Source organism: Enterobacter cloacae complex sp. IR5412, from assembly GCF_049237385.1.
In the GTDB taxonomy this organism is placed as follows: Bacteria; Pseudomonadota; Gammaproteobacteria; order Enterobacterales; family Enterobacteriaceae; genus Enterobacter; species Enterobacter intestinihominis.
Map to the genome: position 1 here is coordinate 180,960 of NZ_JBMKHQ010000001.1, position 12,469 is coordinate 193,428.

Annotated in this window: 14 protein-coding genes and 1 pseudogene; 10 read left to right on the forward strand and 5 right to left on the reverse strand. The window is 54.1% G+C overall.

What is annotated here, in order from left to right:
* Positions 1-38: 38 nt before the first annotated feature.
* Together ACOTX2_RS00860 and azuC are read right to left on the reverse strand one after the other, a co-directional pair.
* Positions 39-290 (reverse strand): DUF2766 family protein, encoded by a 252-nt coding sequence (locus ACOTX2_RS00860; RefSeq protein WP_003859683.1) that lies wholly within the window; start codon positions 288-290, stop codon positions 39-41.
* A gap of 106 nt (positions 291-396) precedes the next feature.
* Positions 397-480 carry a stress response protein AzuC gene (gene azuC / locus ACOTX2_RS00865; RefSeq protein WP_003859682.1) on the reverse strand — a complete coding sequence of 28 codons (84 nt, stop codon included), beginning with the start codon at positions 478-480 and terminating at the stop codon, positions 397-399.
* A gap of 214 nt (positions 481-694) precedes the next feature.
* Between azuC and ACOTX2_RS00870 the strand changes: the two genes are divergently transcribed.
* The gene (locus ACOTX2_RS00870) at positions 695-2,113 is read left to right on the forward strand and encodes an MFS transporter (RefSeq protein WP_046619382.1); all 1,419 of its coding nucleotides are present in this window, start codon (positions 695-697) and stop codon (positions 2,111-2,113) included.
* Between the two features lie 41 nt (positions 2,114-2,154).
* On the opposite strand, the gene ACOTX2_RS00875 is transcribed toward ACOTX2_RS00870, so the two are convergent.
* Positions 2,155-2,793, reverse strand: coding sequence for an RpiB/LacA/LacB family sugar-phosphate isomerase (locus ACOTX2_RS00875; protein ID WP_003859680.1), 639 nt, complete (start codon positions 2,791-2,793; stop codon positions 2,155-2,157).
* 245 nt (positions 2,794-3,038) lie between these two features.
* Between ACOTX2_RS00875 and yecR the strand changes: the two genes are divergently transcribed.
* Entirely contained in the window at positions 3,039-3,377 is a 339-nt protein-coding gene (yecR, locus tag ACOTX2_RS00880; protein WP_063147767.1) for a YecR family lipoprotein, read from the forward strand.
* A 200-nt stretch (positions 3,378-3,577) separates the two neighbouring features.
* Entirely contained in the window at positions 3,578-4,075 is a 498-nt protein-coding gene (gene ftnA / locus ACOTX2_RS00885) for a non-heme ferritin (protein ID WP_022648525.1), read from the forward strand.
* A 36-nt stretch (positions 4,076-4,111) separates the two neighbouring features.
* Here ftnA and ACOTX2_RS00890 read toward each other — a convergent pair whose 3' ends face one another.
* Positions 4,112-4,351 carry a YecH family metal-binding protein gene (locus tag ACOTX2_RS00890; RefSeq protein WP_032622412.1) on the reverse strand — a complete coding sequence of 80 codons (240 nt, stop codon included), beginning with the start codon at positions 4,349-4,351 and terminating at the stop codon, positions 4,112-4,114.
* A gap of 188 nt (positions 4,352-4,539) precedes the next feature.
* Between ACOTX2_RS00890 and tyrP the strand changes: the two genes are divergently transcribed.
* Entirely contained in the window at positions 4,540-5,751 is a 1,212-nt protein-coding gene (gene tyrP / locus ACOTX2_RS00895) for a tyrosine transporter TyrP (RefSeq protein WP_063147839.1), read from the forward strand.
* Positions 5,752-5,779: 28 nt separating this feature from the next.
* Here the strand turns inward: tyrP and ACOTX2_RS00900 are convergent, their stop codons facing one another.
* Complete coding sequence (locus tag ACOTX2_RS00900; RefSeq protein WP_063147766.1) at positions 5,780-6,448, reverse strand: YecA family protein; 669 nt, start codon at positions 6,446-6,448, stop codon at positions 5,780-5,782.
* Positions 6,449-6,859: 411 nt separating this feature from the next.
* Between ACOTX2_RS00900 and ACOTX2_RS00905 the strand changes: the two are divergent.
* The 6 genes and pseudogenes from ACOTX2_RS00905 (at position 6,860) to ACOTX2_RS00930 (ending at position 12,469) form a co-directional block, all read left to right on the forward strand.
* Positions 6,860-7,981 (forward strand): annotated as a pseudogene (locus ACOTX2_RS00905) (branched-chain amino acid ABC transporter substrate-binding protein).
* A 68-nt stretch (positions 7,982-8,049) separates the two neighbouring features.
* Positions 8,050-8,964, forward strand: coding sequence for an ABC transporter permease subunit (locus tag ACOTX2_RS00910; RefSeq protein ID WP_003859667.1), 915 nt, complete (start codon positions 8,050-8,052; stop codon positions 8,962-8,964).
* A gap of 11 nt (positions 8,965-8,975) precedes the next feature.
* Positions 8,976-10,250, forward strand: a complete 1,275-nt coding sequence (gene livM, locus ACOTX2_RS00915; protein ID WP_063147765.1) for a high-affinity branched-chain amino acid ABC transporter permease LivM — start codon at positions 8,976-8,978, stop codon at positions 10,248-10,250.
* Positions 10,247-11,122 (forward strand): ATP-binding cassette domain-containing protein, encoded by an 876-nt coding sequence (locus ACOTX2_RS00920; protein WP_023306508.1) that lies wholly within the window; start codon positions 10,247-10,249, stop codon positions 11,120-11,122. The genes livM and ACOTX2_RS00920 overlap by 4 nt, the downstream gene beginning before the upstream one ends.
* The gene (locus tag ACOTX2_RS00925) at positions 11,119-11,835 is read left to right on the forward strand and encodes an ABC transporter ATP-binding protein (RefSeq protein ID WP_032622411.1); all 717 of its coding nucleotides are present in this window, start codon (positions 11,119-11,121) and stop codon (positions 11,833-11,835) included. Before ACOTX2_RS00920 ends, ACOTX2_RS00925 begins: the two co-directional genes overlap by 4 nt.
* A 163-nt stretch (positions 11,836-11,998) precedes the next feature.
* On the forward strand, positions 11,999-12,469 hold the full coding sequence (locus ACOTX2_RS00930; protein ID WP_023306510.1) for a hypothetical protein: 471 nt from the start codon (positions 11,999-12,001) through the stop codon (positions 12,467-12,469).

Here is a 12,469-nt window from a genome sequence, read left to right on the forward strand (position 1 = left end):
TCAGAAAACGGTTTCTAATTTTAAAACATCGGTTTATTTTAATGTGACTCACCCTGCGGCGTGAAGCGCAGTTCAATCAGCGCGATCGCTTTCTGGATCGCGCGGAGCGTAACCGGGTCCGCCGCAGCAGGATGATTGGTGAAATCGATGTTTTTTAGCTGGGTCGACATCTTTTCGCGTACCTCAACCGGCGCGATAACGTCAATCACATCAAGGATTTGTTTGATAACCAGCTGGCAGGCGACGACGTCAGATACCAGTTCCTGATCGGCGCTCAGGTTTTGTGACATGGGGTTCTCCTTATTCAAAGGCAGCCATAGTAGCAAAACAGACGCCCTTCCATCTCCCTCTCGTCGTCCGCAGACATAAAAAAACCTGCCGAAGCAGGTTTTTTTATCAGAACATCGCACCCGGTGGGACGTCTTTAAACGTTGTGCAGTAGTTAGCCCACATGCTTTTCAGGATTTTGCGCAGTTTCATTATGTTGCTCCAGTAACGTGTTATGCAGGTGTTATTATCAATACGCTTATAATATGACCGTCATCACAAAAATCAACCATTTTGTGACCTGCATCACGGTTAACAAACCCTCAGTGCTGCCGGTTTGTTAAAAAAAGGCACGATAAATCCGCACGTTACAGACTTATAAATTCCAGTAAATTTTTATAAAATTTTTTGAACGGGCAGGAAGAGAATGAGTGAAAACGTATCCGGCAAAGAGAGCCGTGGATTATCGCCTGCGGCACTGCTGGTGGCCGGTGCTTTCTTTATGGAGTTTCTGGACGGGACGGTGATCGCCACCGCATTGCCGGATATGGCAAAAAGCTTTGGCATACAGGCCGTGGATCTGAATATCGGCATCAGCGCCTACCTGATCACCCTTGCCGTGCTGATCCCCGCCAGCGGCTGGATCGCCGACCGCTTCGGCGCGCGAAAAGTATTTGCCCTCGCGCTGGCGATCTTCACGCTGGCCTCGGTATTTTGCGGCCTGTCCACCACGCTCGAGGAGTTTGTCGCAATGCGCGTCTTCCAGGGCATTGGTGGCGCGCTGATGGTGCCCGTGGGTCGCCTGGCCGTGTTACGTACAACGCCAAAGCATCAGCTCATCACGGCAATCGCCACCCTGACGTGGCCTGCGCTGGTCGCGCCGATCATCGGCCCGCCGCTGGGCGGGTTCATTACAAGCTATGCCGACTGGCGCTGGATCTTCTTTATTAATGTGCCGCTGGGGATAATCGCCATTTTGCTGGCACTGCGAATCATTCCGGACCTGCATGAAGATACGCGCCGACCGTTTGACTTGCCGGGTTTTGTGGTCACCACCCTTGCCATGGTGAGCCTGGTTTATGCGATGGAGTTGATGGGCGCAGAGCCTCTGCGGACAGAATTAACCGCCACGCTGTTTATCGTCGGTGTCGTCGCGTTGAGCCTGGCGCTGCGCCACTTTAAGCGGGCAACCTGGCCGATGATCAGGCTCGATGCGATGCAAGTGCCGACGTTTCGCGTCACCCTGTACGGCGGATCGCTGTTTCGCGCCTCCATCAGCGCGGTTCCGTTCCTGTTACCGCTGATGTTCCAGGTCGGCTTTGGCATGGACGCGTTCCATTCTGGCCTGCTGGTGCTGGCCGTTTTCGTAGGCAATCTCACCATTAAACCGGCGACGACGCCCCTGATCCGCAGCCTGGGGTTTAAGCGGCTGTTGCTGATTAACGGTTCACTTAATGTCCTGGCGCTGCTGGCCTGCGCCTTTCTTACGCCGCAGACTCCTGTGTGGCTCGTCATGCTGATCCTCTATCTGGGTGGCGTTTTTCGTTCGATCCAGTTTACAGCCATCAGTACGCTGGCCTTTGCGGATGTACCCTCTGCGCAGATGAGCTATGCCAATACGCTGTTTTCAACCGCAACGCAGCTTGCCGTGGGACTTGGGATCACGCTCGGGGCAATTGGTATTCGTATCGGGGAAAAAGTCAGTGAGACGATGGGGATTGCCGGCATGCCGGGAATGAGCTTCCGGCTGGCATTTGTGGCGATCGCGCTGATCTGCCTGGTGGGAATGGTTGACACGCTGCGTCTGACCAAAAATGCAGGCAGCGCGGTATCATCGAAAAAGTAAGGCTCTGTGCCGGGCGGCAACGCACCGCCCGGCAAAGGAAATCAGCCAACAATACCGCGCACGAAGGCTTCGATCTCTTTGTCCTGGCAGTTCTCGAAGAAGCACTGCTGGAAGCGCTGGCCTGAGACGGCGGTTTTAACCAGCTCAGGATCGATTGCACGCAGGGTATCCAGATAGTTTTCTTTTACCACCGCCGCTTTCACCTGGTTCAGAATACCGGCGTTACGCACCTGCGGCTCCTTACGCTCTGGTGGATAGCCTTCGCCATTGCGTCCGGTAAAGGCTTTCTCAAAGATAAAGCGTACGTTCAGTTCTGCCCCCCAGCCGAAGCCCTTCGCAAACGGCAGAGAAAGCGCGTTACCGTTGTTGATTTGCGCAAACAGGAAAGCATCCGCAGGATCGATGCAGTAACCGCAAATCACACCCGGATGGATGTTCAGGGACATCAACGCGCCCTGCCCGGTACCGCAGCCGGTGACAACAAAATCAACGGCTTTAGCGTTAAGCAGAATGCTCGCCATGATGCCCAGGTGAATATAAGTGAGATGATGATCGTTCTCATCACTCATACCGACGTTATAGACCGGGAAACCTTTCTCATCAGCAACGGCTTTCAGCTCATTAAGGATGATGGGATTCTTAGCGGCCTGGCTGTTTTCCATCATCAGTGCAATTTTCATCTTGTCTCTCCTGAATGCATGGCGGGCGATCCCGCTGTGGATACCTTTTCAACTTAACCTTACTATCAAACAAACACACTTTCAAATTAAGTGAAAACTTGTTTTAAAAAACAAAGATGCGCTCACAATTTCGCGCGGTGGCCCGGCTCGTTGTAGAGTGAAAGGGCAGATCCTCCGGCTATTCCGGCCATTGCGTCCCGTCGCGTTGGTTACAATGGCGTATTTCCCGTCACGCAGAGTGAAACATGAAACATGTAATCATCGCCGGAACGATCCTGTTGCTCGCCGGGTGCAGCATCAACCGTCAGGCAGAAGTCAGTAGTACGGATGCCCCAAACGGAATTGTGCGCCTCGACTATGGCCAGACCATGCTGCAAAACGCCTGGTCTGATGACTATGTTAATAACGGTACGGCAACAAAGGCCTGCCAACGCATGGGCTACGCCTCCGCGTCAGCCTACGGGCAGCCGATTAAAACCTGCACCCTGATCAGCGGTTCACTCTGTCTGAACGAAAGTGTGACCATTCAGTATAAATGTCAGGGATATGCCGTTACCTCTTCCAGCCAGAATCCGTGGTATTAACCGCGACTGCCAGTCACGCTGGCAGTTTATTTAATAAGAACAAAAACAATTCTCATTAATAAATACAAATGGCGGCAATGCGTTTTATTCCCATTCGTATTTTTAATAAATAAATATTTATTTTACTTTTTGCAAATAATTAAATAACAAATTATAGTGTCGCTCATCGTGAACCAGAATTAATAAACCGGAGCTGCACCATGTTAAAAACTGAAATGATCGACAAGCTCAATGCGCAAATGAATCTTGAGCTATTTTCTTCCCTGCTTTATCAGCAGATGAGCGCCTGGTGCAGCTATCACAGCTTTGAAGGGGCTGCCGCCTTCCTGCGTCGTCATGCCCAGGAAGAGATGACGCACATGCAGCGTCTGTTTGATTACCTGACGGACACCGGCAGCCTGCCGCGCATTGATAACGTGGTATCGCCTTTCGCCGAGTACGGCTCTCTTGATGAACTGTTCCGTGCCACCTATGAGCACGAACAGCTGATCACCCAGAAAATAAATGAACTGGCTCATGCCGCCATGACCAGTCAGGATTATCCAACCTTTAATTTCCTTCAGTGGTATGTGGCTGAACAGCACGAAGAAGAGAAGCTGTTTAAATCCGTGCTGGATAAATTATCTCTGGCAGGTAAATCCGGGGAAGGTCTGTACTTCATTGATAAAGAGCTGTCGACGCTCGACACGCAGAATTAATAGAAAAGCGGTGCTGAGTTTTCAGCACCGCTTTATTCAATGACGGCAAATTTTACTTTCGTGCGTGGAAAATCCGTCTGCTGCCGGAATGAATTTTCCGCGCGCCGCCAGAAACGCCACCAGCTCCGCGGCTGTCATTTCCGAAGCTGAACAGGTATGGAAACGCGCCGCTTCGCCAAAGCGGGCATGTATCGCCTCAACCAGACTCTCCTTCGTATAACGCTCACCTGACTCAATCATCATATTCAGCACGTCGTGTCCGTGAATTGACATCATTACCTCTCGCAAATAAAAAGCAGACTAAATGCTCCCTCCACGGCACGCTTTGCGCTGGCGCAGGTTCCCCCTTTCTTTTTGTAAATTAATCATTACACCCTATGTAACGGTGATTTGACGAGATGGTGCTTTTCCCTTACTCTGCGCCGCAGAATGAGTCGCGGTATGGAAGCGTTGTAGAGGAAAGCGTGAAGAACAGAACTCTGGGAAGTATTTTTATCGTCGCCGGAACGACAATTGGCGCAGGAATGTTGGCCATGCCGTTGGCTGCCGCCGGCGTCGGGTTTGGGGTTACCGTAGTGCTGCTGGGCGGTCTTTGGGCCCTGATGTGTTACACCGCGCTATTATTGCTGGAGGTTTATCAACATGTCCCTGCCGATACCGGCTTAGGCTCCCTGGCTGCACGCTATCTTGGACGCTACGGGCAGTGGATCACCGGTTTCAGCATGATGTTCCTGATGTACGCGCTGACCGCCGCCTACATCAGCGGCGCCGGGGAGCTAATTGCGTCAAGTATCAATGACGGCTTCGGTGCGTCGCTTTCACCGGAAACAGGCGCCATTGTCTTTACGCTGATCGGTGGCGGTGTGGTTTGTGCGGGCACGTCACTGGTCGATCTGTTTAACCGTTTTTTGTTCAGCGCCAAAATTCTCTTCCTTGTTGTGATGCTGGTGCTGCTGGCACCGCATGTGCACAAGGTTAACCTGCTCTCCCTCCCGCTGGAGAAAGGTCTGGCGCTTTCGGCCATCCCGGTGATTTTCACCTCTTTCGGTTTTCATGGCAGCGTGCCGAGCATCGTGAGCTATATGAACGGGGATATTCGCAAGCTGCGCCGCGTCTTTGTGATCGGCAGCGCCATTCCGTTGATTGCTTACCTGTTCTGGCAGATGGTGACGCTGGGCAGTATTGGTTCCACCACCTTTATCGGCCTGATGGCAGAGCATTCTGGTCTGAATGGATTCCTGGTTGCCCTGCGTAACGTGGTGGCCTCTTCACACGTGGAGCTGACGGTACATCTGTTTGCAGACCTGGCGCTGGCAACCTCCTTCCTCGGCGTGGCGCTTGGCCTGTTTGACTATATGGCGGATCTGTTCCAGCGTCGCAATACCGTTGCCGGACGCTTACAGACGGGGGCGATGACCTTCCTGCCGCCGCTGGCCTTTGCGCTCTTTTATCCGCGCGGGTTTGTGATGGCGCTAGGGTATGCTGGCGTGGCGTTATCGGTACTGGCCCTGCTGCTGCCTTCCCTGCTGGCGTGGAAAAGCCGCCAGCAACATCCGCAGCAAGGATACCGCGTGGCGGGTGGTAAGCCGCTGCTGTGCGTGGTGTTTGGTTGTGGGGTGGTGATTATTCTGGTGCAGATTTTGATTGCAGCGGGGATGCTGCCGGAAGTGGGATAAAAAAAGGGGCTATGAATAGCCCCTTTTTTCAGTGCAGACAGCAACTCTTAAACTTCTTACCGCTCCCGCACGGACACGGATCGTTACGTCCCACCTTCGACCCGTTCACGATCGGCTTTTTCGCTTCCGGCTGCTGCGGGTTAGCGACCCAGTAGTTGTACAAACGCAGCGCCGCAGGCTGAATGCTCTCGATGCTGGCCATATACTCCTCTTCGGTCAGCGCATCCAGCTTCTCGCTGTTCTCTTCCGTTCCGTGCAGGGCAATCACCGCCAGATCCGCTTCCAGCGCTTCCGGCAAGGATGTCCAGTCCGTCAGCGCCACGCCGCGCATGTAGCCATAGCACCACTCTTCCACTACGGTATAGCTCTGACCGTCAACGTCGTTATAGCCAAACAGCGGTTCAAACTGATCCGGGTACTCGCTCAGACGCTCGGCAATATCGTTCATGTGCTTAAAGCAGAGATCGATAAAACGGTTCATCTCACGATCGTTTTTCCAGCGCGGAATATACTTCTCGCCACCCCATACCGCCACCAGCCAGGTGTCGGGCTCCACCACAACGGGACCGGAAAGTACTGCGGTAAGCATGCCGTCCAGTTCGGACACGTCAATCACGGATGCATCGTCGTGTCCGTAAGAGATTAATGTCTCTTCCAGCCACGCCATCTCGCTTTCAGTTAATGGGCCTTCAGCCATTGCTGATACTCCTGATAAAAAAAACGATCCTGACATATATCGCCGCGCATGCCTATCTGAAGTTTAGGTCTTTATTGCTGCAAAAACGTGCAAATCGTGACCGTTGCACAACTTATGGGCTTTGTTGTTAAGGAGATGTGATCTCCGCTGTAAATTCATCTCATCCCGCAAAGGCGCATAAAACGGCGCTCTATACTCAACGTGTTGTGACCCGGTCAAGGGATTAACCATTCTGGCAACCTTTTTGCTTAATGTTCTGCGCGCTTCGCGGTGCGTGGGATCCTCGCCGTATTAAGCACAAGATTGCTTCTAAAGTGCATTTTGTTCTCGCTCTTGTTTTTGGATTTACGATGCCATCAGGCGTTCGGGTTTCTACCTGGTGCAAAAACCTCTTTGCTAAGGAACATAATAATGTCGCTGAAATTTACCAAAACTCCCCTCTCCCTGTTGCTGGCCGGTTGTCTGGTGACGGCCTTTTCTGCACAGGCCGATATCGTGATCGGCGTGGCCGGGCCGTTCACAGGCCCGAACGCAACCTATGGCGATCAATACTGGCATGGCGCTACGCAGGCGGCGGAAGACATTAACGCCGCTGGCGGGATCAACGGTGAGAAAATCAAACTGGTTCAGGGCGATGACGCCTGCGAACCCAAACAGGCCGTTGCCGTCGCCAACCGCTTAGTCGATCAGGATAAAGTGAAAGCGGTCGTCGGCCACTTCTGCTCCTCGTCGACCATGCCCGCCTCCGAGGTCTATAGCGATGCCGGGATCCTCTCCATCACCCCCGGCTCAACGAACCCGCTTATTACCGAGCGGGGCATGAGCGATATGTTCCGCATGTGCGGACGTGACGACCAGCAGGGCCAGGTCGCCAGCGATTTTATTCTTGATAAGCTTAAAGCCAAACGGGTCGTCATCATCCACGATAAAGACACCTACGGTCAGGGGCTGGCGGACGCCACTAAAGCGGCGCTGGCGAAACGCGGCGTTAAGGAAGTGATGTACGAAGGGTTGTCCCGCGGGGAGAAAGACTTTAACGCGCTGGTGACCAAAATTGGCGCACAAAAACCAGACGTGGTGTTCTTCGGTGGCTGTCACCCGGAAGCGGGCCCGCTGGTTCGCCAGATGCGTGAACAGGGCGTGCAGGCGAAGTTCTTCTCGGGAGACTGTATCGTCAATGAAGAGATGGTCACCGCCGCCGGTGGGGCGCAGTACACCAACGGTATTTAAATGACCTTCGGTAAAGACCCGCGCCTGATCCCGGACGGAAAAGCCGTCATCGAGAAATTCCGCGCCGGTAAATTTGAACCAGAAGGATACACCCTCTACGCCTATGCGTCTGTGCAGGCTATCGCAGCGGCATTCAAGGCCACGAAAGGGACGGATTCCGCAAAAGCCAGCGAGTGGCTGAAGGCCAACCCTGTCGACACGGTGATGGGTAAAAAAGCCTGGGACAGCAAAGGTGACCTCAAAGTGTCTGACTACGTGGTCTACCAGTGGGACGACAAAGGCAAATATAAAGAAGTGCCATAACGGGACGGAATCTGCTCAACGCCGGCAGGTCTGACTGTCGGCGTAACCCTTTATTCAGGTGCGCGACCATGAGTACATTCTTCCTGCAACAATTAATTAATGGCTTAACGCTGGGTTCGGTCTATGGTCTTATCGCCATCGGCTACACCATGGTGTACGGCATCATCGGTATGATCAATTTCGCCCACGGCGAAGTGTATATGATCTCCGCCTATCTCTCGGCCATTGGCCTGGCCCTGCTGGCGTTTTTTGGACTCCACTCCTTTCCGCTGCTGATCCTGGGAACCCTGGTTTTCACCATCGTGGTCACCGGCGTTTATGGCTGGACGATTGAGCGCATCGCCTATAAGCCGCTACGCAATTCGACGCGTCTGGCGCCGCTGATTTCGGCCATCGGGATGTCGTTGATACTGCAAAACTACGTCCAGCTCAGCCAGGGCCCACGGCAGCAGGGCGTACCGACCATGCTGGATGGCGTGCTGCGTTTTCACCTCGGCGAAGGGTTTGTCCAGATAACCTATACCAAAGTCTTTATTCTCATCGCCTCGTTCGCGGGCATGCTGGTGCTGACCTGGATTATCAACCGTACCCGCTTAGGGCGCATGTGCCGTGCGGTGCAGCAGGATCGTAAGATGGCCTCCATTTTGGGTATCAACACCGACAGAATTATTTCGCTGGTGTTTGTTATCGGCGCAGCCATGGCCGGGCTGGCGGGCGTGCTGATCACCATGAATTACGGCACCTTTGATTTTTACGTCGGGTTCGTTATCGGCATCAAGGCCTTTACGGCGGCGGTGTTGGGCGGCATCGGCTCTCTGCCCGGTGCGATGCTTGGCGGGCTGATTCTGGGCGTCGCAGAAGCGCAATTCTCCGGGATGGTGAACTCGGATTATAAAGACGTGTTCTCGTTTGGATTGCTGGTATTAATCCTGATCTTCCGTCCTCAGGGGCTGCTGGGCCGCCCTGTCGTGGCTAAAGTGTAAGGAACAACGCGATGACCTCTGACGGCTTTTCCCTGAAGCGCTGCATTCTGGACGCGTTTTTTTCCGGAATGATCGCCCTGATTATTTTCGGCCCGATTGCGGGCGTGATACTGGATGGTTACAGCTTTACCTTTGACGGCCAGCGGCTGGCGTGGATTGTAGGCACGGTGATGCTGGGACGCTTTTTGCTGAGCGCCTTTTCAGCTACGGCGGCCGGAAGACGTTTACAGGCGCGGTTTGAATCCGACAATGCGGGGGTGTATGTCCGGCCACCGGCGTATAAAAGCCGCATGCGCTGGATCATTCCGCTGATTGTCACGCTGGCGATCTGCTTCCCGTTTGTGGCCACAAAATACGTTCTGACGGTCGCTATACTCGGACTGATCTACGTCCTGCTCGGTCTTGGGCTGAACATTGTCGTTGGCCTGGCAGGGCTGCTGGATCTGGGTTATGTCGCCTTCTATGCCATCGGCGCTTACGGACTGGCGCTCGGGTATCAGTATCTGGGGCTTGGGTTCTGGAGCATGCTGCCGCTGGCGGCGCTAATGGCTGCGGGCGCGGGCGCCCTGCTCGGCTTTCCGGTGCTGCGCATGCACGGGGATTATCTCGCCATCGTCACGCTCGGGTTTGGCGAGATCATCCGTCTGGTGCTGAACAACTGGCTTACCTTCACCGGCGGGCCTAACGGCGTTTCAGCCCCTGCTCCGACCTTTTTTGGCCTGGAGTTTGGCCGACGCGCCAAAGAAGGTGGCATCCCCTTCCACGAGTTCTTCGGCCTGACCTATAACCCCAACATGAAGTTTATTTTCATCTATGCGGTACTGTTCCTGGTAGTCATGCTGGTGCTGTACATTAAACACCGGCTGACCCGAATGCCCATTGGACGCGCGTGGGAAGCGCTCCGTGAGGATGAGATTGCCTGCCGTTCCATGGGGCTGAATCACGTTCTGGTCAAACTCTCGGCCTTCACCCTGGGCGCATCGACGGCAGGTATCGCCGGGGTGTTTTTTGCCACCTGGCAGGGGTTTGTTAACCCCACCTCTTTCACCTTTTTTGAATCGGCCCTCATCCTCGCGATTGTGGTCCTGGGCGGGATGGGCTCCACCGTCGGCGTCGTACTGGCCGCCTTTGTGCTGACCGTCACGCCGGAACTGCTGCGCAGCTTTGCGGAATACCGCGTGCTACTGTTTGGCATGCTGATGGTGGTGATGATGATCTGGCGTCCTCGCGGTCTGATCCGCATCAACCGCAGCGGATTTGCCGTGCGTAAAGGAGTGGCGCCATGAACGCAACGATTTTGCGTGTAGAACATCTGATGATGCACTTCGGCGGGATCAAGGCCTTAAACGACGTCAATCTTGAGGTGCAGCGCGGCTCTATTACTGCACTCATTGGGCCTAACGGCGCGGGAAAAACAACCGTCTTTAACTGCCTGACCGGTTTCTACCGGGCCTCCGGCGGCAACATTCTGTTCAATGCACGAAATAAAACTACCAATGTCATTCAGGTGCTCGGCCAGAAACTCCAGCCGGGCGACTGGCTCAGCCCGGCGCAGCTTGGTCAACGCCTGTTCTATAAGATGTTTGGCGGCACGCATCTGGTGAACCGCGCGGGTCTTGCGCGCACGTTTCAGAACATCCGCCTGTTCCGCGAGATGTCCGTTGTGGAAAACCTGCTGGTGGCACAGCACATGCGCGTCAATCGCAATCTGCTGGCGGGGGTGCTGAACACCCCTGCGTATCGTCGGGCAGAGAACGAGGCGCTGGACCGGGCGTTTTACTGGCTGGAGGTGGTGGATCTGGTAGATTGCGCGAACCGTCTGGCCGGGGAAATGTCCTATGGCCAGCAACGACGCCTCGAAATCGCCCGCGCCATGTGCACCGGCCCGGAGATGATTTGTCTCGATGAACCTGCTGCCGGTCTGAACCCGGTGGAGACGCACAAGCTGAGCGAGATCATCCGGTTCCTGCGCGACCACCACGACATCACGGTTTTGCTGATCGAGCATGATATGGGGATGGTGATGGGCATTTCAGATGACATCATTGTGCTCGATCACGGCGATGTGATTGCCAGAGGTAAACCGGCTGAGATCCAGCACAATGAAAAAGTGATTGCCGCGTATCTGGGCACTGACGAAAGCGAGGTAAATCTGTGAGCGCACCGATGCTTCAATTTCATAATGTGGACGTTTTTTACGGGGTGATCCAGGCGTTGAAGCAGGTTTCACTTGAGGTAAACAAAGGGGAAACCGTGGCCCTGATTGGCGCTAATGGCGCGGGGAAGTCAACATTACTGATGTCTGTCTTTGGTCAGCCCCGGATCCGCAACGGGCAGATCCTCTTCTGCGGCGAGGATATCAGCCACAAATCCACCCACTATGTTGCCACCGGCGGCATCGCGCAGGCACCTGAGGGACGACGCATTTTCCCGGATATGTCTGTAGAAGAGAACCTGCTGATGGGGACAATCCCCGTCGGCAATCAGCATGCAGCTGAAGATATGCAAAGCATGTTCGACCTCTTCCCTCGCCTCAAGGAGCGGCGTAACCAGCGGGCGATGACGCTCTCCGGCGGTGAACAGCAGATGCTGGCTATTGCCCGGGCGCTGATGAGCCGTCCTAAACTTCTGCTGCTGGATGAACCCAGCCTCGGCCTCGCACCCATCGTGGTTAAACAGATCTTCCAGACGCTGCGCGAACTGGCCCGTAACGGAATGACGATTTTTCTGGTCGAGCAGAATGCCCACCACGCGCTGAAATTGTCCGACCGCGGCTATGTGATGGTTAACGGCCAGATTCGGTTAAGCGGCAGCGGCGAGGCGTTGCTGAAGGATCCGGAGGTGAGAAAGGCGTACCTGGGCGGCGTGTGAAGCCTGGAGGCTATAGTGAGAAAAACTCACAGTGATTGCCATTATTAATCGTTTTTCTGATGCGACCGCATTCAAATATCATCTTTACGACCCGCCTTTGCGCGGGTCGATAAAACGTTCAGCCGCAAACTGAATAATAATGATAAGAGGATCCGGGGCAAATATGACACTTGATGCGTTATATCAGTTAATGAAAACTGTATTACCACCTGACACCGATTCAGCCGATGATTTACAGGATTTTATGGCCATGCTTATGGCGACGAAACATCACTCAGAGGCTCTGTCACCGTTTTCGCAGCGCGTATACATGCTGTCCGTTGCCCATCGCGACCCTAAGCAAGCGGCTGCGCTGATTTCAGCCTGTCATCCTGAAGCAGGAAAGCCCCTTCCGCTGCTCGACTTCTCCGGCTGGCCGCACGTGCGCTACGCCACGTCGGGTGAATTACAGACGCCCGAGACTGAAGAATATTTTCACAGGATTTCGTCTGCCGCCACGATATTACGCGGTGCAATTATTGACGCTGAGCAGCAGAAAAACACGCCAGCATTTTATATTCTGGATAAGGTACTCAGCCTGAACAGCGCTTTGCCAGAACGCTATAAAAAGATGGCAAACATCTCTTACTCATAA

Coding starts and splice junctions, on each gene's coding strand:
- ACOTX2_RS00920 (WP_023306508.1), top strand. CDS start 10,247: ATGAACGCAACGATTTTGCGTGTAGAACATCTGATGATGCACTTCGGC.
- yecR (WP_063147767.1), top strand. CDS start 3,039: ATGAAACATGTAATCATCGCCGGAACGATCCTGTTGCTCGCCGGGTGC.
- ACOTX2_RS00930 (WP_023306510.1), top strand. CDS start 11,999: ATGACACTTGATGCGTTATATCAGTTAATGAAAACTGTATTACCACCT.
- ACOTX2_RS00860 (WP_003859683.1), bottom strand. CDS start 290: ATGTCACAAAACCTGAGCGCCGATCAGGAACTGGTATCTGACGTCGTC.
- ACOTX2_RS00910 (WP_003859667.1), top strand. CDS start 8,050: ATGAGTACATTCTTCCTGCAACAATTAATTAATGGCTTAACGCTGGGT.
- ACOTX2_RS00875 (WP_003859680.1), bottom strand. CDS start 2,793: ATGAAAATTGCACTGATGATGGAAAACAGCCAGGCCGCTAAGAATCCC.
- ACOTX2_RS00870 (WP_046619382.1), top strand. CDS start 695: ATGAGTGAAAACGTATCCGGCAAAGAGAGCCGTGGATTATCGCCTGCG.
- ftnA (WP_022648525.1), top strand. CDS start 3,578: ATGTTAAAAACTGAAATGATCGACAAGCTCAATGCGCAAATGAATCTT.
- azuC (WP_003859682.1), bottom strand. CDS start 480: ATGAAACTGCGCAAAATCCTGAAAAGCATGTGGGCTAACTACTGCACA.
- livM (WP_063147765.1), top strand. CDS start 8,976: ATGACCTCTGACGGCTTTTCCCTGAAGCGCTGCATTCTGGACGCGTTT.
- ACOTX2_RS00900 (WP_063147766.1), bottom strand. CDS start 6,448: ATGGCTGAAGGCCCATTAACTGAAAGCGAGATGGCGTGGCTGGAAGAG.
- ACOTX2_RS00890 (WP_032622412.1), bottom strand. CDS start 4,351: ATGATGTCAATTCACGGACACGACGTGCTGAATATGATGATTGAGTCA.